Raw genomic sequence first — 21,309 nt, forward strand, 5'->3', positions numbered from 1 at the left:
CTACTTCTACAATGAGGATGGGAACGAGACCCGGAGTCCTTCAGATGTGGCTCCGGGGCACTCGGCCCGCCTACTTGCCGATAGCCGTGAACGCGCCCTCAAGGTCGGCGATGATGTCGTCGGCGTTTTCGATGCCCACCGCCAGGCGAACCGTCGCCTGCGAGATACCCGCGCGGGCCAAACCGTGCTCGTCGGACTGCGAATGCGTGGTCGTCGCCGGGTGGACGACCAGCGAGCGGACGTCGCCGATGTTGGCCACGTTGGAGTGCAGCTTCAGGGCGTCGATGAAGGCCCAGGCCTCGTCCTTGCCGGCGTCGGCGAGGTCGAAGGACAGCACGCCGCCCGCGCCGGCCAGGCCCAGCTTGGCCTTCGTCGCGTGCCACGGCGACGACTCCAGCCCCGCGTAGTTGACCTTGGCCACGCCCGCGCGGCCTTCGAGGTGCTCGGCGACCTTCTGCGCGTTGGCGTTGTGGCGCTCGATGCGCAGCGCCAGGGTGTCCAGGCCCTGCGCCAGGATCCACGCGTTGAACGGGGCGGGGGCGGCGCCGGTGTCGCGGAGGATGCCCGCGCGGGCGCGCAGCGCGAAGGCCGGGGCGCCCAGGTCGGCGAACTTCAGGCCGTGGTAGGCCTCGTCGGCCTCGGTGAAGTTGGGGTGGACGTCGCCGCGGCCCTCGCGGGTCTGCGTCCAGTCGAACTTTCCGCCGTCGACGAGGATGCCGCCCAGCGCCGACCCGTTGCCCGTGAGGTACTTGGTGGTCGACGCGACGACGATGTCCGCGCCGAGCTCCAGCGGGCGCAGCAGTGCCGGGGTGGCCACGGTGTTGTCCACGATCAGCGGCACATTGTTGCGGTGCGCGACCTCGGCGACGGCGGCGACGTCGAGAATGTCGGCCTGCGGGTTGGCGATGGACTCGGCGTAGAAGCCGACGGTGTTCCCTCGCACGGCCGCCTGCCACGACTCGGGGTCGTCCGGATCCTCCACGAACGTCGCGTCGATGCCCAGGCGGGGCAGCGTCACCTTGAACAGGGTCTCGGTGCCGCCGTACAGGCGCGGCGAGGTCACGATGTGATCGCCGGCCCGCGCCAGCGTCAGAATCGCGGCGGTCTCCGCGGCCTGGCCGGAGGCGAACAGCACCGCCGCGACGCCGCCCTCGAGGTTGGCCAGGCGCTGCTCGACCGCGTCAACTGTGGGGTTGGTCAGGCGGGAGTAAATCGGGCCGGCATCCGAGAGGTTGAAGCGGTTCGCGGCGTGCTCCGCGGAATCGAACACGTAGGACGTGGTGTTGTAGATCGGCAGGTTGCGCGCGGAGGTCTGCGCGTCGGGGGTCTGGCCGACGTGGATGGCGCGGGTCTCGAGCGCCCAATCGGCGGCACCGGAGTTGTCGTAGCGGGTGGTCATGGGAGAGTCCTTTCGTCTTCGCGCCGCGTAACGCTTGCGCGGTCGCACCAGAGCCACGCTAATGAACCGAGCTGTCTAGTGCAAGGCAATGGTGGAAAAGGCGCGAAATCCCCGGTGAACCATGCGGTACGTAAAACGGCGGCGGTTCGGCGGGCGTCGCAAAGCGCCCCGCCTCCCGGGAAGGGAAGCGGGGCGCCGCGGAGAATCGGGCGGGCTACTTGCGCAGGCCGTCGATGATCTCGTTGAACTCGGCGGACGGGCGCATCACGGCGTTGGCCTTCTCGTCGTCCGGAAGGAAGTAGCCGCCCAGGTCGGCGGGCTCGCCCTGCACGTCGATGAGGGTCTTCGCGATGGACTCCTCCTTGGCCGCCAGCTCTTCGGCGACGCGGGTGAAGGTCTCTTTCAGCTCGGCGCTGTCATCCTGCGCGGCCAGCTCCTGCGCCCAGTACAGGGCCAGGTAGAAGTGCGAGCCGCGGTTGTCGATCTCGCCGACCTTGCGGGACGGGGACTTGCCGTTCTCCAGCAGCTTGGAGGTGGCGCGGTCCAGGGCGTCGGCCAGGACCGAGGCGCGCGGGTCGTCGTCGTCCGACGCCGCGTAGCGCAGCGACTCGGCCAGGGCCAGGAACTCGCCCAGGGAATCCCAGCGCAGGTGGTTCTCCTCCTGCACCTGCTGGACGTGCTTCGGGGCGGAGCCGCCGGCGCCGGTCTCGAACAGGCCGCCGCCCGCCATCAGCGGCACGACGGAGAGCATCTTCGCCGAGGTGCCCAGCTCCATGATCGGGAACAGGTCGGTGAGGTAGTCGCGCAGCACGTTGCCGGTGACGGAGATGGTGTTCTTGCCCTCGCGGATGCGCTGGACGGACAGCTTGGTGGCCGACACCGGATCCATGATGCGGATGTCCAGGCCCTCGGTGTCGTGCTCGCCGAGGTACTTCTCCACCTTGGTGATCAGGTTGGCGTCGTGGGCGCGGGCCGGGTCCAGCCAGAAGACGGCCGGGTCGCCGGTGGCGCGGGCGCGGTTGACGGCCAGCTTCACCCAGTCGCGGACCGGGGCGTCCTTGGTCTGGCAGGAGCGCCAGATGTCGCCGCGGGCGACGTGGTGCTCGATGAGGACCTCACCGGCGGAGTTGACGACCTGCAGCACGCCGTTCTCCGGCAGGTGGAAGGTCTTGTCGTGCGAGCCGTACTCCTCGGCCTTCTGCGCCATGAGGCCGACGTTCGGGACGGTGCCCATGGTGGCCGGGTCGTAGGCGCCGTTGGCGCGGCAATCCTCGATGACGGCCTGGTAGACGCCGGCGTAGGAGGAGTCCGGGATCACCGCGAGGGTGTCCTTCTCCTCGCCGTCCGGGCCCCAGCCCTTGCCGCCGTTGCGGATCAGCGCCGGCATGGAGGCGTCGACGATGACGTCCGACGGGACGTGCAGGTTGGTGATGCCCTTGTCGGAGTTGACCATGTACAGCGCCGGGCCGTCGGCCAGGTCGCGCTCGATGGCGGCCTTGACGGCGGAGGCGGTGCCCTCGTCGAGCTTGTGCAGGCCGTCGAGGATGGCGCCGATGCCGTAGTCCGGGGTGAGGTTCACCGAGGCCAGCTTGGCCTCGAACTTGGGGTACACGGACGGGAAGAAGGCCTTGACGACCTCGCCGAAGATCAGCGGGTCGGAGACCTTCATCATGGTGGCCTTCAGGTGCACGGAGAACAGGATGTCCTCGCGCTTGGCGCGCTTGATCTGCGACTTCAGGAAGGACGACAGGATCTGGGAGTTGATGCCGGTGCCGTCGATGATCTCGCCCTCGAGGACGGGCATGTCCTTCTTCAGGATGATCTCGTGGCCGTCGTCGGTCTCGAGGAGGTAGGTGAGCTTGTCGTCCTTCTCCATGATCACGGACTTCTCGTTGTGGCGGAAGTCGTTGGAGGCCATGGTGGCGACGTTGGTCTTGGAGTCGGACGACCACTCGCCCATGCGGTGCGGGTGCTTGCGGGCGAAGTTCTTCACGGCCTCCGGGGCGCGGCGGTCGGAGTTGCCCTCGCGCAGCACCGGGTTGACGGCGGAACCCTTCACCTTGTCGAACTTGGCGCGGTCGGCGCGCTCCTCCTCGGTGTCCGGCTGCGACAGGTACTTCGGGATGTCGTAGCCCTTCTCCTGCAGCTCGGCGACGGCGCGCTTGATCTGCGGGATGGACGCCGAAATGTTCGGCAGCTTGATGATGTTGGCCTCGGGCTCCTTCACCAGCTCGCCCAGCGCGGACAGTTCATCGTCGATCCGCTGGTCCTCGTTCAGGCGCTCCGGGAACTGCGCGATGATGCGACCGGCGAGGGAGATGTCGCGGGTCTCTACGTCGATGCCCGCCTGGGCGGCGAACGCCTCGACGATGGGCTTCAGCGAGTAGGTCGCGAGAAGCGGCGCCTCGTCGGTGCGGGTCCAGATGATCGTGGCCATGTGGTGGGTTCTCCTATTTGGTGCAGGATCCGTGGAAAAACTACGAACTGTCGGAGACCACGATAACGCACTTCGCCGAATCGCTTCAGGGGGCGAAATGCCGCCCTATCTGCGTTGTGACCTGCGCAACTCCCGCTTGTGCCCCAGGTCACGGGATATTCCCGCGGCATTTGCCCGGCGGCGCCCGCGTTATGCAATGCGGCCATTACTAATTTAAGACACAAAACTACCCCCGCGATGGGGAGGGCGGCGGAAAGCCGCGCTCCCCGCCGCGGGGGCGGGAGCATTCGGGGCGGGGCGGGTCTACTGGTCCCGCTGGCCGGGGTTGCCGAGGTCGCCGGGGTTGCCGGGCTGCCCGTAACCCTGCTGCCCGTACCCCTGCTGCCCGTAGTCGGGCCAGCCGTACTGCGGGGCCGCGGGGGACTGCTGCCCGTACGGCGAACCGCCGGTCGGCTGCGGCTGGTACGGCTCGCCGTACTGGGGAGACTGCGGGCCCTGGGGAGTCTGGGGGGCCTGGGGGGCCTGCGGGAACGGCTGACCGTACTGCGGCGCGCCGTACGGGGCGCCCTGCTGGGGCTTCGGCTGCGCGGGCGGAGCCACGTACGTGCCGGTCAGCCAGGCCCGGGTGTCCGGGAGGAAAGCCAGGATCGACGCGGCCGTCCAGGCGATGAAGAGCAGGCCCGACGCGACGAACCACATGAAGCTGCCGAATTCCGCGATCAGGCCGGTGGCGATGTTGAAGAGGAACGCGAGCGCCATCGTGGGCGGCACCGCGGAAACAGGGACGACGGAAACGGGGTCCTTGCCCTTGAGCAGCTTCGGGATGAGGAACGCCGCGACGAGGGCCGACAGGATGTGCAGGTAGGAGCCGCCGGGCACGTTGAGCGAGTCCGCCAGCCAGGCGATCAGGGTGAGGACCTCGAACAGGATCGAGACGGCGCCGATGCCCGCCAGCCCGAACATCAGGATCTTGGCGGTGCCGGGCACGGCGGAGGCGAGCCGCTTCAGGCTCCCCTCGGGGGCGGCCGCCGCCCGCTGGTACTGCTGCGGCGGCTGCGGGGCCGCCGGCGCGGACGCCGGGAACGGGGTTTCCGGGCCGGTGGCGGTCTTGTCGTCCTCGTCGGCGGACGCGGGAGTGGCCGGCCCGGCGAGCGGGGCGAAGGGAACGTCGGAGCCCGAGGCGGAACCCGGTCCGGTGTCCGCGCCGGGGCGGTCCTCGTCCGCGTCCTTCCGCTCCGGCCGGGAGGCGGGGATCACGGTGGTCGCCTGCTCGTCATGGGAGCCGCGGTCCCGCGCGGAGACGGCGGTGGCGCCGGCGGACGGCGCCGCCTGCTCGCGCTCGTCGGGGAAGGTGCCCGTGGAGGCCAGGGCGCGGAGCTCCGGGATGCCCATCCGCGGGGCGGAATCGTCGGCGAGGCGGGCGTCGTACTTCGAGCGGACGCGATCGTCGCCGAGCACGGACAGGGCGACGGAGTTTTCCTGCACCCGCGCGTCGTGGGCGGGGACGCCGTCGCGCTTGAGCCCCTCGAGGGTCTCCAGGATCTTCGCCTGGATGTCGGATGTGGAGGAATCCTTGTCGAGTCCGAGGCTCTCGTAGAAGTCGTAGTGCGCGTTCACGCGGTTCCTTTCGAAGGTCGACCGTTGGTTGGCGGGGCGGCGGTGCCCCGCGCCCGATGCACGATTGTTCACGATATCCAACGCGGCGCACATCCGCTATGATGTCCGGTTTCCTCCGGGTGGCCGCACGACCTGCGGGTTCAGCGCCCGGACCAGCGCTTCGACCGGATCGATCAAGCGATTTCACCCACTCTCAACCGGGAGGTTCCTTGCCAAAGACCGCTCACGCACAGTCATTCTCGTCACACCGGCGCCCCGTGCCGCGCCAGGATGACGTGTCCGACGCCCGACGCAATTGGGTCGTCGCCGCGTTGTCCGTGGGCGCATTCGGCATCGGCGTCACCGAGTTCGTCGCCATGGGCCTGCTGCCCTACATCGCCGCCGACTTCGGCCGCACCGAAGCCGAATCCGGCGCGGTGATCTCGATGTACGCCCTCGGCGTCGTCGTCGGCGCCCCGCTGATCACGGTGCTCACCGGGTCGGTCCCGCGCCGGCGCATGCTTCTTCTGCTCATGGCCGCCTTCACCGTCGGCAACGCCGCCACCGTCTGGGCGGGGTCGCTCGGCTCCTTCGGCGCCGTGATGGCGTCCCGCTTCATCGCCGGCATCCCGCACGGCGCGTACTTCTCCGTCGCCGCGCTCGTCGCCGCCTCGTTGGCCGCGCCGGGCAAGCGCGGCCGCGCCGTCGCGCTGTCGGGCATGGGCCTGTCGGTGGCCACCGTCGCCGGCGTGCCCGCCGCCCAGGCCCTGGGCCAGCATTTCGGCTGGCGCTCGGCGTTCGTGCTCGTCGCCGCCATCGGCGTCGCCGCTCTCGCCGCGCTGTGGTTCGCGGTGCCGCACATGACGCGGATGCCCGCCACGCGCCCGCTGGAGGAGCTCGGCGCCCTGGCGACGCCGCAGGTGTGGTTCACCGTCGCCATCGGCACCGTCGGCTTCGGCGGCATGTTCTCCGTGTACACGTACATCACGTGGACCATGACGGAGGTCGGCGGCCTGCCCGAGAAGATGATGTGGCTGGTGCTCATGGCCTACGGCGTCGGCATGGTCGTGGGCACGTACCTCGGCGGCTGGGTCAGCGACCGCGTCGGCGACATGGGCCTGCTGTGGACGCTGATCGCCATGGCCGTCGCGCTCGTGGCGTTCTTCTTCACCGCGCCGCTGGGCTGGCCGGCGGTGATCAACTTCGGCGTCATCGGCATGCTCGGCTCGACGCTGGTGCCCAACCTGCAGACCCGCCTGATGGACGTCGCCGGCCGCGCCCAGACGCTGGCGGCGGCGCTGAACCAGGCCGCCCTGAACCTGGCCAACGCCGGTGGCGCGGCCATCGGCGGTTCGGTCATCGCGGCCGGTTACGGCTACCGCGCCCCGGCGCTTGCCGGCGCCGCCATGGCCGTGGCCGCGATGCTCGTGTGGGCCCCCGCCGCCCTGCTGCGGGCCCGGGCGCTGCGCTCCGGTGCCGCCGAGCGCGAGAAGACCCTGCTCCACGCGTAGGCCCCTGCGCCGGTGCGCGGGCCGTCGTCAAGCTCGCCCGTGCGGGGAAGTAGGCTGCCGGGCATGCCGCTCACCATCGCAACCCTCAACGTCAACGGCATCCGCGCCGCCGTGAAGAAGCGCCACGAAGACAACCCGGGCATGCTGCCCTGGCTGGCGGAGACCTCCGCCGACGTGGTCCTGCTGCAGGAGGTCCGCTCCACGGACGAGCAGGCCCGCAAGGCCCTCGCCCCGGCGCTCGAGGACGGCTGGCACTGGGTCGGCGCGGAAAACGAGCTGGCCAAGGGTCGCGCCGGGGTGGGCATCCTGTCCCGGGCCCCGCTTGACGACGTCCGCGTGGGCTTCGGTTCCGACGAGTTCGACCGCATGGGCCGCTACGTGTCCGGCGTGCTGCGCGCGGCCGATTCCGGGATCGCCGAGGACGTGCGCATCGCCAGCCTCTACCTGCCGTCGGGTTCGGCGAAGACCGAGAAGCAGGACGAGAAGTACCGTTTCCTCGACGCGTTCTCCGGCCACCTCGCCGAGCTGGGCGCGGCCGGCCGGGAGGGCGCGCACGCCGTCATCGGCGGCGACTGGAACATCTGCCACCGCGAGCAGGACCTGAAGAACTGGCGCACCAACCGCACCAAGTCGGGCTTCCTGCCGCAGGAGCGGGCGTGGATGGACTCCGTATTCGGCACCTTCCCGGACGACGCCCCGCAGGACACGCGCCTGAACGCCTCCGCCCGCGAGCTCGACGCCGGCGCGTTCACCGACGGTTCCGCCTGGACCCCGCCGGACGTCAACGCCGACCCCGACTGGTTCGACGTCACCCGCCGCCTGCACCCGGACGCCGACGGCCCGTGGTCGTGGTGGACGTACCGCGGCCAGGCGTTCGACACCGACGCCGGGTGGCGCATCGACTACCAGGCCGTGACGAAGCCGATGCTGGAGCGCGCGCAGTCGTCGATCGTGGACAAGCCGTCGGCCTACGACCGCCGCTGGACCGACCACGCACCGGTCATCGTCGAGTACCGGTAGCGCCGAGCGCCCGGGCGATGCCGTCGACGACGGCGTCGGCCAGCCGCGCCCGGCCGTCTTCCGAGCGCAGCACGGCGATGTCGGCGGAGTCGCGCATGTTGCCGAACTCCACCAGGGCCTTGGGCTTGGTGGAGAGATTCAGGCCGGTCAGGTCCGTGCGCAGGTGGATGCCGTCCTCGCCGAGGTAGTTCGACGTGGCGAATCCCGCGTCGACGAGCGCGTCGCGCAGGTCCGCCGCCAGCGCCGCCGAACCCTCGGCGTCGTTTCCGGGCAGCGGGTCGGCGACGGCGATGACGTGGAATCCCCTGTTGCCCTCCGCCGAACCGTCGGCGTGGAGGCTGACCACCAGGTCGGCTGCGGATTCGTTTTCCTTGCGGGCGCGTTCGTCGATGCAGTCGGCGGTGCCGTCGTCGTCGGCGCGGGTGAGCAGCACCGTCGCGCTCCGCGCCTCGAGCCGTTCGCGGATCGCGCCGGCCATCAGCCAATTGAAGGTGTGCTCCGGCCAGCCGTCCTGGGCGGCCGTCCCCGGCACCTGGCAGGGCTTCGAGCCGCCGCGGCCATCGGTGACCTGCGGATTCCCCTCCGGCATCACCGCGGCGTGCCCCGGGTCGAGGTGGATGGTCGCCCCGGCCAGAGTTGCCTCGCCCGGTTCCGGGCCGGGGTCGGAGGGCGACGGGCGGGCGGTGGCCGTCCGCGTGCTTTGCGACGCCGGGGCCGCGACCTCGGCGGCCTTCCCGCGGTTTTCGGTGCCCGCGCCGGTGGCTTCCCGGTCGATGGTCCCGCCGTCGATGGTGCAGCCGGCCGCGAGCAGCGCGCACGTCGCCGCAAGCAGCAACGGTGCGGTGCGGGCGCGGGGGAGGGCCATGCCGCCGATCATATGGCCTGGCGCAACATCGACGCGATGCCGTCGGCGATGCCGCGGGCGTAGCGGGCCCGCCACTCGCGGGTCTCCAGCCCCTTGACGTCGGGCTCGCGGTCGAAGTTCCCGGCGGAGACGATGATCTCCGGCGACCCCAGCGGCGGCGGCGTGCGGAACGCCGGCGCCAGGCCATCGACGACGTAGCCCGGCCGCCCCTCTTCGTCGTACTCGTTGTCGGGGAAGAAGCCCTGGAGGATGAGCGCGTCGCGCACGCCCGCGGCGAGGTTGGCCGTGCGCTCGGATTCGGCGCCGGAGGTGCCGGGGTAGAGCCCGGTGACGCGGATGCCGGAGGCGCCCGGCCCATCGGCGTCCACGCCGACGTCGACCACGGCGTCGAAGGTCCCGGCCAGCGGGAATGCGTCCCCGGCATCGGCGTCGTCGCCGGTGAGCATGCCGCCTGAGAGCCGGGCGTCGGACAGCTCGACGACGGTCGCCCCGCGGCGGCGCAGCTCCGCCGCCGTGGCTTCGGCCAGCGCGGCGGTCAGGTCCCGCGTCTTCCGGCCGTCGGCGAGGCGGTGCTCCTCGCGGAGGTCGGCATCGACGCCCGAGGTGCCCCGGCGCAGGCCGATCACCTTGCCCGTCAGCGGCGAGACTTCCTCGGACGGCGGCGGGATGATCGGCTGGCGCCACGGCGTCCGCGCCGTATCCGGCCGGCCCGGCGGTCGCGGCGAATCGGAGGCCACGGACCGCAGCTCATCGGGCGAGAGCATCGCGTTGACCGCGAAGATCGTCGTCGGCCCGTCCTGGTACACGGGCGTCAGGCCCCGCGCCCACCACGCCCACGAACGGCTCGCCAGCGCCGGCCCGCCCGCCGAACCGGCCGAGGGCGGGGACACGAACACGTACCGGATGCCCAGCTTGCGCAGGGCGACGTCGACGTCGTTGGGGCCGTTCGGGTCGCCGCCCGCCATGTCCAGGTTGTTCAGCGCCTCGGCGGTCAGCTCCGAATCCGGGTCGGGCCAGTGGAAGTGGGTGAACAGCGCCGGCAGGCCGTGCAGTGCGTACATCCAGCCGGAGCCCTCCGACGGGTTCACCAGCACGTGGCCCTCGCGGGCGTGGGGCTGCCGCGCGAGCCACTCCATCGCCCGCTTGTCGGCGTCGGACACGAACATGGTGCCGCGGGCGGCGGTGATGCTCCGCCGCGCGTCGTCGCCCGTGGCCCACGACACCGGGACCAGGGCCACCGACGACACCGCCGCGGCGAGCACCGCCGCGGTCGCCCGGCGCCGTCGCGTCCGCCGGGCCGCCGTCGCGGCCGCTTCATCGGGGAGGCCGGGCTCCTCGCCCGGCGGGACGTCGTCACGCGTCCTTTCCGGGCCCCCGGAACGCCGGCGGCGGGCCGCCGACCAGGCCCGGAACGCCAGGTCGGCCAACCAGGCCACCGCCACGCCGATGCACACCAGACGGAGGATGCCCATCGGCGCCTGGATGCGGTACGCCATGTCGTAGAAGAACGTCCCCAGGGAGCGCAGCCAGCCGCCGACCGGATCCGCCCACCGCACCTGCGCGCTGTCGGAGACCACGCCCAGCACGAGCAGCCCGAACACCGGCCACGGCGTCCACGGGCGGCGGCGCACCAGCAGGACCACCGCACCCAGCAGCGTCAGCACGACCGCCGGCGGGTACCAGCCGATCCTCTGCGTGTGGTTCGACTGGCCCGTGATCGTCCACCAGACCGACTGGGCCCGGTCGATGCCCACCTGGCCGGTGTACCCGGCCACCTCCTCGCCGTTGCCGGACGCGGCGGCGAGGATCGGCCACAGCATGCCGGCGACGATCGCGCCGGTGATCAGCAGGCGCAGCAGGGCGCCGGGGCGCGGGCGCGTCAGCCACCACAGCAACGTGAAGATCGCCAGCGCCACCGCGGCGGCCGGGTGCGTCAGGAAGACGCCGGCCAGCGCCGGGATCACCGCCACCGTGCGGCCGGTGATCAGCAGCGCCAGCGTCGCCGGGATGGCGGCGACGGCGACGATCGCGCCGGTGATCAGCAGGCGCAGCAGGGCGCCGGGGCGCGGGCGCGTCAGCCACCACAGCAACGTGAAGATCGCCAGCGCCACCGCGGCGGCCGGGTGCGTCAGGAAGACGCCGGCCAGCGCCGGGATCACCGCCACCGTGCGGCCGGTGATCAGCAGCGCCAGCGTCGCCGGGATGGCGGCGACGGCGAGCAGGTAGGGCAGCGACGCGGTGATCATCAGTGAGCCGGTGATCTCCGGCAGCGCGATGGAGGCCACCGCCGCAGCCGGCGCGGCCACGACCGCCCACCGGGGCCCGGCGACGGCCCACGCCAGGAACGCGGCGCCCGCCGGCAGCAGCACCATCGGGGCCACCGCGCCGAAGACGTTGCCCTGCAGCACCGGATCGCCCGGCACCAGCGAACCCAGCGCATGCCAGGCGGCGGGGTAGAACAGGTCGGCGGCGGTCTCGCGGTTCATCAGCTCGCCCGCCCGCGTCGGCGAGGCGATGCCCTCCTCCGCGATCCACCGCAGGAAGTTGTTGTGCCAGTGCATGTCCCACGCCTCGCGGAGGTTGGAGCCCCCGCCCGGCAGATCCCGCAGCGGCAGCAGATACCGCACCGACGCGATCAGCGATGCCGCCGCGGACACCGCGGCCGCCGCCCATTCCGCCGCGGTCGGCAGCAGCGGGGAAGAGGCATGGTGAACGCCGGACCTGCGCTTCCACGCCTGCGGATCCGCCCGGGGGATGAACCGCCGCACCAGGTACGCGACGGCCGTCGTGCCGGCCCAGGCCGCGGCCAACACGGGCCAGTCCCATGCGATGTCCAGTTCGCCGGCCGCCCATGCGGCGTATCCCGCGATGCCCAGGATGATCGGGCCGGCGGCGGCGAAGGCGGGCATGGGACGCAGCCCGGCGGCGAGTCCGGTGACCGCGCCGGGCAGGAGCAGCAGCAGAAACGTCATCGCGGCTGCAGCGAGCATGTGAGCCTCATTCGTGCGGCGCCGCCCCGGGGGATCCGGTGTTCGGCGCGGAGTGGATGTGGGACCGTCGGATTGACATTTCCACGATAGGCGGAACGACGGCGAATCCCGTGCACCTGGCCGGAATCGGACATATGTCACCTCCGATACGGGGGAGGGTGTCGGTGTCGGCGTAGGATTGTGCGAAACTCTGAATCGCACCTGATTCGAAGAGGAGCCCCGGGCGACCGGCGCGGACGCGACCGCGCGGCCCGGGGACGGTGAAAGGGGAGTGTCGTGGACGATCGGACGTACGGCCCCTCGGACCGGCACATGCGGTACAGCGGGGCCGAGGCCGATCGGGGGCCCGCGCCCTCCCCTGCGCCGGAGCATGGCTCCCGCAGCGGCGCCGGCTCCGATTTCGACTTCGACGCGCTGGCCCGCAGCCTGGCCGGCGGGGACCATGCCTCGGTGAGCGTGCCGCTCGTCGCCGCCGCCGGCGTGCTCGTCGCGCTGACCGCGCTGTCCTTCATGTACGGCTGGCCGCTGTGGGCCGGGATCCTGTGCATCGCCGGGCTGGTGGCCCTCATGATCGCCGCCATGCTCCGCCGTCCGCCCGTGGCCCCGCTCGAGCTGACGTCGCATGAGCGCGACCGCGTCCGGCGCGTCCTCGACGAGCACGGCGTCCGCGCGGCCGTCGCCCTGGTCCGCGCCCTGTACCCCGGGGAGTCCAGCGTGGCGGCGACGAAGACCGTCCGCCTGCTGCTCGAGCGCGGCTGACCCCGCCGCCGGGGCTCCCCGGCGCGAAACCGCCCGCCGGACCGAACTAGACTGCCGGGCATGGCAACTGAGCAGGATCCGACCACCACCACCGATTCGACCGGCGCGCCCGCCGCCCCGGAGCGCCGCCAGCGCGTGCTGTCCGGCATCCAGCCGACGGCGGACTCGTACCACCTGGGCAATTACCTGGGCGCGGTGAAGCACTGGATCGGCCTGCAGGACGACTTCGACGCCTACTACTTCATCCCCGACCTGCACGCGATCACCGTGCAGCAGGATCCGAAGGAGCTGCGCGAGCGCACCATCGCCGGTGCCGCGCAGCTCATCGCGCTGGGCATCGACCCGGCGAAGTCGGTCCTGTTCGTGCAGTCGCACGTGCCGGAGCACGCCGAGCTGAGCTGGGTGCTCACATGCCTGACCGGGTTCGGCGAGGCGTCGCGCATGACGCAGTTCAAGGACAAGTCCGCCCGGCAGGGCTCGGAGCACACCTCGGCCGGCCTGTTCGCGTACCCGATGCTCATGGCCGCCGACATCCTCCTCTACCGCCCGCAGCTGGTGCCGGTGGGTGAGGACCAGCGCCAGCACCTGGAGCTGGCCCGCACGCTCGCGCAGCGCTTCAACTCGCGGTACAAGAAGACGTTCGTGGTGCCGGAGGCCCACATCATCGAGGGTTCGGCGAAGATCTACGACCTCCAGGATCCGACGTCGAAGATGAGCAAGTCGGGCTCGAACCCGAAGGGCATCGTCAACCTGCTCGACGACCCGAAGGTGTCGGCCAAGCGCATCAGGTCCGCGGTGACGGACAACGACGGCGAGATCCGCTTCGACCGGGACAGCAAGCCGGGCGTGTCCAACCTGCTGGTCATCCAGTCGAGCCTGACGGGCGTGCCGGTCGACGACATCGTCGCCGGCTACCAAGCGTCCGGCGCCGGGTACGGGCAGCTCAAGGGGGATACGGCGGAGGCCCTGGAGGCCTTCACCACCCCGCTGCGCGCCCGCTTCGACGAGCTCATGGCCGACCGCGGCGAAATCGAGCGGATCCTCGCCGACGGCGCCGACCGGGCCCGCGAGGTCGCCTCCCGGACCCTGGAGCAGGTGTACGACCGGGTCGGCTTCCTCCGCTCGGCGGGACGGTAACGGCTTCGTTGCTTTGCGACGCTCGCCGGGTCGTCGCCGGTGCATGCCGGTAAACTGAGGGCGTTACGTTCGCCCGGGTGAATCCGCCGTCGATCGGCCGCTTCCCCCTCAACGACGAAAGCAGGTTCGAGCGGTGGCAACATCGACGCGCCCCAATCCGAAGAAGACCGATCGCTACGGCATCGAGCGAGTCACGGAAGACGATCCCGGGTTCGTCGACAAGATGCGCATGAAGCACGAGTGGTTCGACCATGTCATGCGCATGCAGGAGCGCTACTCGCAGGAGGGCGGCAACCACTTCGCCGCCGGCGTCACGTACTTCTCCGTGCTGTCGGTCTTCCCGCTGCTGATGCTCGCGTTCGCCATCATCGGCTTCGTGCTGCGCGGCAACGACGAGCTGATGCGGACGATCGAGAACGCCATCACCGAGAACCTCGACGGCCAGATGGGCGAGACGGTGTCGTCGATCATCGACAGCGCGGTCGGCCAGGCCGGCGGCGTGTTCACCGTCGGTTTCGTCACCGCCCTGTGGTCGGGCCTGAGCTGGATGGGCAACCTGCGCATGGGCGTCACGGCGCTGTGGAAGCGCCCGATCCTCGCCGAGAACTTCATCCTGGGCAAGCTGCGCGACCTGCTGCGCCTGCTGGGCATGATGCTCATGATTGCCCTCACCTTCGCGGTCACCGCGATCGGTTCCTCCGGGCTGACGTCCTCGCTGGTGGAGAAGGTCGGGCTCGACGGCATCCCCGGCATCGGCATCTTCACCGCCGTCGTCGCGATCGTGCTGGGCCTGATCGCCAACTGGATCCTGTTCTTCTGGATGCTCGCCTCGCTGCCGCGCGGCAAGGTCCCCATGAAGCCGGCCGCCCAGGGCGCGGTCATCGGCGCCATCGGCCTCGAGGTGGTCAAGCAGCTGGGTTCGCTGTTCTTCTCCAACGCGCTGTCCAACCCCGCCGGCGCCGTCTTCGGCCCGATCATCGGCCTGATGGTCGTGTTCTACCTGATCTGGCGCATCACCATGTACGCCTCGGCGTGGACCGCCACCACGGAGGAGGCGCTGGCGATGGAGGAACCGGACGCCCCGCCGCCGGCGGTCATCAACATCCGCCCGGAGGCCGCCCGCGAGCCGCGCAGCCTCGCGCGGCTCATGCGGATGTAGCTCGATCGGATGTAGCCCGGGCGGCTCCCGCCCCCGTCCCGGTCACGTCCGCCGTCGCGCCACCCGGGCGCCGATCAGGATGAGCAGCACTCCCGCCAGGCCCGCCCCCGCCGCGATGACGCGAGGGGACGGGCCTTCCGCGTCGTCGTCGCCGGTGGCGCCCAGGACCTCGTTTTCCATGTCCTCCGGGCCGAGCTCGTTCGCGCCCTCGCCCGCGGCGGGAATCCCGAGGTCGCCGACCCCGGTGCCGGGCTTCGTCGCAAAGCCCGCTTCCAGCAGGGCCGCGGACTGCTGCCAGGCGCGGTGGCCCTCCTCGACCGTCGTGTCCAGGATGACGGTGCCCAGGCTGCGGCCGCCGCGCGCCGCGAAGCCGACGAAGGTGTGGCGCGAATCGTCGGTGAAGCCGGTCTTGCCGCCCAGCGCGCCCTCGAAACCGGAGGCGAGCAGCTGGTTGTCGTTGGACATGGTGAAGCCCTCGATCTCGGCTTCCTCGTCGCCCGGCATCTCGGTCATGGGGGTGCCGCTGAGTTTCTTGTACTTCGGGTCGTTGAACGCGGCCCGGTAGAACAGCGCCATGTCGAAGGCGGAGGTCATCTGGCCGGGGCCGTCGAGCCCGGTGAAATCGGCGATGCGCGTGTCCGACGCCCCGAGTTCGCGGGCCTTGCGGTTGACCTTGCGCAGCGTCTCCTCGCGGCCGCCGAGCGCCCCGGATAGCGCGGATGCGGCGTCGTTGCCGGAGCTCATCAGCAGCCCCAGCAGGAGCTTTTCGACGTCGTATTCGACGCCCTCCAGGATTCCCGCGCGCGAGCCCTCGATGGCCGCGTCCTCGTACCGGGCCGTGATCTTGCGGTCCATGGGCAGTTCGTCGAGGGCGACGAGCGCGAGCAGCACCTTCGCGATGGAGGCCGGCCGGTAGCGGCCGTGCGGGTCTTTCGCGGCGATGACGTCGCCGGTGCCGGAGTCGAAGACGATCCACGACGACGCCGCGACCTCGTCGGGCACCCGGAAACCGCCCGAGGCGACGACGTCGCACTCGCCCATGCGGGGGCCGCCGGCGGGAGTGGCCGGAACCGGCAGGGGATCCGGCGACGGGGACCCCGGCGCGGGAACCTCGGAGGTGTCCACCGGCGGCGGGGGAGCGGCCTTGAATTGGCAGTTAGCCGTGTGTCGGCGGCCCGGCACCGGCCCCGGGGATTCCTCTTCGCCGGAGGACGTCGGAGACGCCGCCACGGCCGGTTCGGGGGTCGGATCGGCGGGGACGGCCTGCGCGGCCGCGCCCGGAGCCATCGGGGCGGCGGTCAGGGCGAGTGCCGCGGCGACCGCCAGTGCGGCGGCGCGTTTCGAAGTCGTGGTCTCCACGGACGATCACGCTAGTCGTTCGGCGGCCCGCGCATGGCGTCGGGTTATGGGCGAACGGGAATAGCCAATGGGAATGGCCAATGGGAATGGTCAACGGGAATGGCCGACGGGAATGGAAGAGGGCGGTGATCTGTAATACGCTGACACGCCATGCACAACTCATCCGAGATGGGCCCCGACCCCCGGCGGGTCGAGGCGAGTGTCGTCGCAGATCTGCCGAAGGTCGTCCTCCACGATCACCTCACCGGCGGGATGCGCCCCACCACGCTCGTGGAGCTGGCGGCGCAGGCGGGGTACGGGGGACTGCCCTCGGATGAGCCCGAGGAGGTCGCCCGCTGGTTCGTGGAGGCCGGCAACGCGGGCAACTTTTCCGCCCACCGCGAGGCGTTCGCCCACACGACCGCCGTCACCCAGACCGCCGACGCGCTGACCCGCGTCGCCCGGGAGGCCGTCGTCGACCTCGCCGGCGACCGCGTCGTCTACGCGGAGCTGCGCATCGCCCCCGAACTGCACGTCGAGGGCGGCCTGTCCATGCAGGACGTCGTCGACGCCGTCGTCGAGGGCCTGCGCCAGGGCGAGCGGGCCGCGGCCGAAGCCGGCCACGAGATCACCGCGCGGCTGATCCTCTCCGCGATGCGCGACCGCGACCGTTCGGCGGAGGTCGCCCGCCTGCTCGTGGACAATCTGCCCGACAACGCCGACCACGACTACGTGGTGGCCTTCGACCTCGCCGGCCCGGAGGAGGGCAACTCCCCGGACAAGCACTCCGAGGCGTTCGCGCTGCTCCGCGACCATCTGGCCCCGGTGACCATCCACGCGGGCGAGGGCGCGGGCCTGGAGTCCGTGCGCGCCGCGGTCGTCGCCGGCGCCAACCGCATCGGCCACGGGCCCCGCGTCTTCGAGGACCTGACGTCGAGCATGGACGGCATCGAGCTGCAGCGGCTGTCCGGCCACATCCGCGACCGGTGCATCCCCCTGGAACTGTGCCCGTCGTCCAACGTGCAGACGGGCATCGTCGACGCCATCGCGGATCACCCGTTCCCGCTTCTCGACGACCTCGGGTTCACCTGCACCGTCAACACCGGCAGCCGCCTGCTCGGCGGCACGACGATGACGCGCGAGATGATGATCCTCGTCGACGTCTTCGACTACGGGTACACCGAGCTGTTCCAGCTGACGTGCAACGCCATCGAGAGCGCCTTCGCCGATCTGCCGACCCGCGAGCGCATCCTGGACACCCTCATCTACCCGCCGTACCTGGAGCTCACCGACCAGGACGGCGACGGCGAGATCGACCCGTGCGAGGAAGAGGAGCCGACGATCGGCTAGCCCCCGCATTGCCCACGTGGCCGGCCCACCGCCACCGCCCCGCCGTCGACCCGGTTGGTGCACCGCCCGGCCGGATCCAAGGCCGGCCCATCGCCCCCGCACGCAAACCCACCCCGAATGCGCAGACCCACCCGTTACAGCGGGTGGGTCTGCGCATTCGGGGTGGGTTTGCCGTGGAGGTTGCGCAGGCCAGACCCAATTCGGGGTGGGTTGGCCGGTGCGTTCCCGGAGGTTGCGGTGCCCGGGCCCGATTCGGGGTGGGTTTAGCCACGAAGGTGCGGGGGCCGTGTGCTGCGCCGGACATGGAGAAGCCCCGGTGGGCGGCGTCCGCAATCCACCGGGGCATGGCAGCCGGCTCGCGCTTCCTCGGCCGACTCCGGAACTACAGCTTCGTCGTGAAGCGCGCGGTCAGGCCCTTCTCCAGGCGGGCCCAGCCGTCGGCCTCGTCGTCGTACGGAGGCACCGGCTCGGACTGCTCGCCGGTGTCGAGCAGGTAGTTCAGCAGCCACTGGAGCTGCTGGTTGCCGGCCAGGACCTCGTTGACGGCGTCGTCGCCCGCCCAGTCGGCGGAGTCGGCGAGCAGCTCGTAGGCGCGGCCCAGCTGATCCGGGTCGACGCTGGCCGGGCCGGCCTTGATGTCCTCCACCAGGCCGGTGAACGAGTACTCGTTGTCCGGGTGGACGGTGGCCTCCAGTTCGCCGGCGTTGGCGGCGGTCATGACCTCATCCCAGGTGCTCATGGCGGCGAGGTCGTGCTCGTCGTTCTCAAGCAGCCAGCGGACCATGGTGCGGGGCTGCGGGAACGTGTTGATCGAACCGTGGCGGCCCAGGAACACCGGATTGCCGTCGAGGTAGCAGCGCAGGGTGTACAGGGTGCGGCCGCCGATGGCGATGCGCACCGGGTCGATGCCGGCCCGCGCCCACACGGTCGAGTCGTACGGGTCGGCCTCCTCCGCGGCGGCGGCCGCGGCGGCCTTCTCCTTCGCCCGGGCCTCCATCGCCTCGGCGCGGCGGGCCTCCACCGTCTTCTCGGCTTCCTCGAGTTCGGCCTCCGCTTCCTTCACCGCGTCCGCGTCGACGCCGCCGACCGCCTTGAGGCCCTCCTTGAACAGTTTATCGAGGTCGTCGATGCAGTTGTCCCAGTTGAGCAGGATGACGCGGCCGACGGCGGACCACTGGGCGGCGCCCGCGCCGTGGAAGTGGTCGGCGCCGTTGGCCGTCGCGGCGAGGATGGAGTTGGACGCGAACATGCGGTTGATCGGCGTGATGTCGGCGATCGCGCCGATCGACCTGGTGATGCCGAACGCCCGGTCCACGGTGGAGACGCGGTCGTAATCGGCCTTGCCCGCCAGCACATCCGGCAGCCCGACGAGGTCGTGGCGGTCGCGCGGCTCGGCGATGACCGAGGAGGGCAGTTCCCGCTCGAACCGGCGCCACGACGGGTGCGACGTCATGTCGTGCGAGGCGCCGGAGCGGAGGAACGCCAGAAGCTCGGCCCGGGAGGCGAACATCAGCACGTCGTCGCCGTCGCCCATAAGGGCCTGCCATTCGGCGTTGCCCTCCCGCCAGCTCGGCGCCCACAGCGTGTACGCCGTGCCCTCGGTCAGCTCCAGCTCAATCGCGACGATGCCCTGCCTGGCCATGGTTCGTCCTAACGTCAATTCATCGGTGTTCGGTGCACCCGGAAGGATACCCGGACGTGCCCGCCGGGATGCCACGGCACGACGGATCAGCCGGTCGGCCGCCAGAAGCCCCGGAAGCCCATGTTCATGTTGTTGGTGCGGATGGGATTGACCTGCACGGGATCGCCGGCTTCCACCATCTGCCCGTCGCCGATGACCATGGCCACGTGGCCGTCCCAGACCACGAGGTCGCCGGGCAGCAACTCGGAGGCGTCGACCTGCCGCCCGACCGCCTGTTCGGCGGCGGTGCGGGGGATTTCGACGCCCGCCTGCCCGTAGGCCCACTGCGTCAGCCCCGAGCAGTCGAGCCCCACGCCCGGGGTGTTGCCGCCCCACTGGTACGGGGTGCCCAGCGCCGACAGCGCGTGCTCGACCGCCGCCTTCGCCTGGGGCGTCGGCGCGCCGTCGCCCGCTCCCGCCACCGGCTCCCGCGCCCCTCCCGATGGCACGGCCGCCGGCGCCGGGGCATCGGGGATGTCCACGTCGGCTCCGGCGATGGATTCCAGCGTCGACGTGGGGTCGGAGAGTTCGGAGTCGAGCCGCGTCATCCGACCGCCGGCGTCGGCGAGCGCGTCGACGGCGTGGCCCTGCATGCCCGTCAGCGCCAGCAGGGGACCGGCCGGTCCCGCCCCCGCCGCGCCCGTTGCGGCGCCGGCGCATTTGAGCAGGAACTCCGCGGCTATCGTCGCCATGTCCGCCGCCGCGGCCGCGATGAACCCCAGCCCTTCGCCGGCTGCGCCGTCGATGCCGGCGGCGTGCCCGTCGAGGATCCCGGCCCCCGTGGCGGCGCGGCGCAGGCTGTCCGCCGCCGCTGCGCCGCCCTCGCCGGACCAGTTCCCGGCCACGGAATCGGCCACGCTCCACCAGTCGTCGACGAGCGTGGGCGCCGCTGCCGCCGCGGGCGCCGCAACGGCCGGCACCGCGGCGGCGAGCAACCGCGGGACGTCCTGCATCGGCGAGATCATGCCCGCACCTCCCCATCGCGGTCGAACCCATCGCGGTCGAAGCGCGCGGACGACGACGTTTCGGCGTCGGCGACCTCCCCGGCGAACCTGTCGAGGGCGCCGGCCGCGCCGCCCGCGTACCGCCCGAGAGCCGCGACCCGGCCCTCCTGCTCGGTCAACGCCGCCGACAGCGCCGCCAGGAAGCGCCCGATTCCCGAATCCGGGGCGGAGGCGGGGACGCGGGCGTCGGCAAGCGAAGGCGCCGCGGCGGGCACGAGCCCGCGCAACATGGCCGCGGACTCGGCGAGCGCCGCGGGATCCGCGGCCAGGTGCGCGGCGGGAGGTGGACTGATCGGCGGATGGGGCATGGTGCTCCTCGGGTCGGGTGTTCGTGTCGCCCCTTTAGACGCGCCCCGGCGCCGATCGGTTCCATCCGATTTTCGCGCGCCCCCGCCCGCCGCCCCCGTCGTTGTATTTTGGGAGCCATGGACATCACCGTCGTGGATCATCCGCTCGCCGCGTCGCGCCTCACCATCATGCGCGACGCCCGCACCGACAATTCGGGTTTCCGGGCCGCGCTCGCCGACCTCGGCGCGATGCTCATCTACGAGGCCAGCCGCGGCCTCGACGTCGAGGACTTCGACGTGGAGACGCCGGTGACCACCGCCCGCGGCCACCGCCTGAGCAAGCCGCCGATCATCGTCCCGGTGATCCGCGCCGGGCTGGGCATGATCGACCCGGCGCTGTCGATGATCCCGGACGCGCAGGTCGGCTTCATCGGCCTGGCCCGCGACGAGGAAACCCACGAGCCGGTGCCGTACCTGGAGGCCCTGCCCGCGGACCTGGCCGGCCAGCCGGTGTTCCTGGTCGACCCGATGCTGGCGACGGGCGGTTCGCTGCTGCACGCGCTGCGCCTGCTGGTCGACCGCGGGGCCGACGACATCACGGCGGTGTGCATGGTGTCGGCGCAGGCGGGCGTGGATGCGCTGGCGGACTCCGGCATGCCGGTGCGCCTGGTCACCGCGACCATCGACCCGGACCTCAACGAGGACGCCTACATCGTGCCGGGGCTCGGCGACGCGGGGGATCGCCTGTACGGCCCGCGCAACATCGACCTGTAGGC

General features: G+C 71.4%; 16 protein-coding genes. 7 read left to right on the forward strand and 9 right to left on the reverse strand.

The annotated features are described in order from the left end of the window. Positions 1–70: 70 nt before the first annotated feature. The 3 genes from CHAN_RS02395 to CHAN_RS02405 form a co-directional block, all read right to left on the reverse strand. On the reverse strand, positions 71–1,399 hold the full coding sequence (locus CHAN_RS02395; RefSeq protein WP_290291328.1) for an O-acetylhomoserine/O-acetylserine sulfhydrylase: 1,329 nt from the start codon (positions 1,397–1,399) through the stop codon (positions 71–73). Between the two features lie 214 nt (positions 1,400–1,613). Then, the gene (locus CHAN_RS02400; RefSeq protein ID WP_290291330.1) at positions 1,614–3,836 is read right to left on the reverse strand and encodes an NADP-dependent isocitrate dehydrogenase; all 2,223 of its coding nucleotides are present in this window, start codon (positions 3,834–3,836) and stop codon (positions 1,614–1,616) included. A gap of 303 nt (positions 3,837–4,139) precedes the next feature. Next, positions 4,140–5,453 (reverse strand): hypothetical protein, encoded by a 1,314-nt coding sequence (locus tag CHAN_RS02405; RefSeq protein ID WP_290291331.1) that lies wholly within the window; start codon positions 5,451–5,453, stop codon positions 4,140–4,142. Between the two features lie 209 nt (positions 5,454–5,662). On the opposite strand from CHAN_RS02405, the gene CHAN_RS02410 reads away from it, so the two are divergent. Both CHAN_RS02410 and CHAN_RS02415 read left to right on the forward strand, forming a co-directional pair. Further along, a complete protein-coding gene (locus CHAN_RS02410) occupies positions 5,663–6,943 on the forward strand; it encodes an MFS transporter (RefSeq protein WP_048740206.1) in 1,281 nt (426 codons plus the stop codon). A 63-nt stretch (positions 6,944–7,006) separates the two neighbouring features. After that, the gene (locus tag CHAN_RS02415; protein WP_290291335.1) at positions 7,007–7,963 is read left to right on the forward strand and encodes an exodeoxyribonuclease III; all 957 of its coding nucleotides are present in this window, start codon (positions 7,007–7,009) and stop codon (positions 7,961–7,963) included. On the opposite strand, the gene CHAN_RS02420 is transcribed toward CHAN_RS02415, so the two are convergent. After that, entirely contained in the window at positions 7,944–8,828 is an 885-nt protein-coding gene (locus CHAN_RS02420) for an N-acetylmuramoyl-L-alanine amidase (protein WP_290291337.1), read from the reverse strand. The two genes, CHAN_RS02415 and CHAN_RS02420, sit on opposite strands and share 20 nt — an antisense overlap. Before the next feature lie 8 nt (positions 8,829–8,836). Then, a complete protein-coding gene (locus CHAN_RS02425; protein ID WP_290291339.1) occupies positions 8,837–11,818 on the reverse strand; it encodes a DUF6541 family protein in 2,982 nt (993 codons plus the stop codon). Positions 11,819–12,094: 276 nt separating this feature from the next. Here CHAN_RS02425 and CHAN_RS02430 point away from each other — a divergent pair, with 276 nt between their 5' ends. From CHAN_RS02430 to CHAN_RS02440, 3 genes are all read left to right on the forward strand, one after another. Then, on the forward strand, positions 12,095–12,577 hold the full coding sequence (locus CHAN_RS02430) for a hypothetical protein (RefSeq protein WP_290291340.1): 483 nt from the start codon (positions 12,095–12,097) through the stop codon (positions 12,575–12,577). 60 nt (positions 12,578–12,637) lie between these two features. Beyond that, positions 12,638–13,714 carry a tryptophan--tRNA ligase gene (gene trpS, locus CHAN_RS02435; RefSeq protein WP_290291341.1) on the forward strand — a complete coding sequence of 359 codons (1,077 nt, stop codon included), beginning with the start codon at positions 12,638–12,640 and terminating at the stop codon, positions 13,712–13,714. 133 nt (positions 13,715–13,847) lie between these two features. Beyond that, positions 13,848–14,873 carry a YhjD/YihY/BrkB family envelope integrity protein gene (locus CHAN_RS02440; protein ID WP_290291343.1) on the forward strand — a complete coding sequence of 342 codons (1,026 nt, stop codon included), beginning with the start codon at positions 13,848–13,850 and terminating at the stop codon, positions 14,871–14,873. A gap of 42 nt (positions 14,874–14,915) precedes the next feature. Here the strand turns inward: CHAN_RS02440 and CHAN_RS02445 are convergent, their stop codons facing one another. Then, positions 14,916–16,232: a D-alanyl-D-alanine carboxypeptidase family protein gene (locus CHAN_RS02445; RefSeq protein WP_290291346.1), complete on the reverse strand. Its 1,317-nt coding sequence runs from the start codon at positions 16,230–16,232 to the stop codon at positions 14,916–14,918. 150 nt (positions 16,233–16,382) lie between these two features. On the opposite strand from CHAN_RS02445, the gene CHAN_RS02450 reads away from it, so the two are divergent. Next, entirely contained in the window at positions 16,383–17,561 is a 1,179-nt protein-coding gene (locus CHAN_RS02450; protein WP_290291349.1) for an adenosine deaminase, read from the forward strand. 382 nt (positions 17,562–17,943) lie between these two features. Here the strand turns inward: CHAN_RS02450 and CHAN_RS02455 are convergent, their stop codons facing one another. From CHAN_RS02455 to CHAN_RS02465, 3 genes are all read right to left on the reverse strand, one after another. Next, positions 17,944–19,203 carry a SatS C-terminal domain-containing protein gene (locus CHAN_RS02455; RefSeq protein ID WP_048740416.1) on the reverse strand — a complete coding sequence of 420 codons (1,260 nt, stop codon included), beginning with the start codon at positions 19,201–19,203 and terminating at the stop codon, positions 17,944–17,946. A gap of 86 nt (positions 19,204–19,289) precedes the next feature. Further along, positions 19,290–20,207 carry a C40 family peptidase gene (locus tag CHAN_RS02460; protein WP_290291354.1) on the reverse strand — a complete coding sequence of 306 codons (918 nt, stop codon included), beginning with the start codon at positions 20,205–20,207 and terminating at the stop codon, positions 19,290–19,292. Further along, a complete protein-coding gene (locus CHAN_RS02465) occupies positions 20,204–20,554 on the reverse strand; it encodes a hypothetical protein (RefSeq protein ID WP_290291357.1) in 351 nt (116 codons plus the stop codon). The genes CHAN_RS02460 and CHAN_RS02465 overlap by 4 nt, the downstream gene beginning before the upstream one ends. A 117-nt stretch (positions 20,555–20,671) precedes the next feature. On the opposite strand from CHAN_RS02465, the gene upp reads away from it, so the two are divergent. Next, complete coding sequence (gene upp, locus CHAN_RS02470; protein ID WP_290291360.1) at positions 20,672–21,307, forward strand: uracil phosphoribosyltransferase; 636 nt, start codon at positions 20,672–20,674, stop codon at positions 21,305–21,307. The last annotated feature ends 2 nt before the right edge of the window (positions 21,308–21,309 follow it).

This window comes from Corynebacterium hansenii (assembly GCF_030408795.1).
GTDB lineage: Bacteria > Actinomycetota > Actinomycetes > Mycobacteriales > Mycobacteriaceae > Corynebacterium > Corynebacterium hansenii.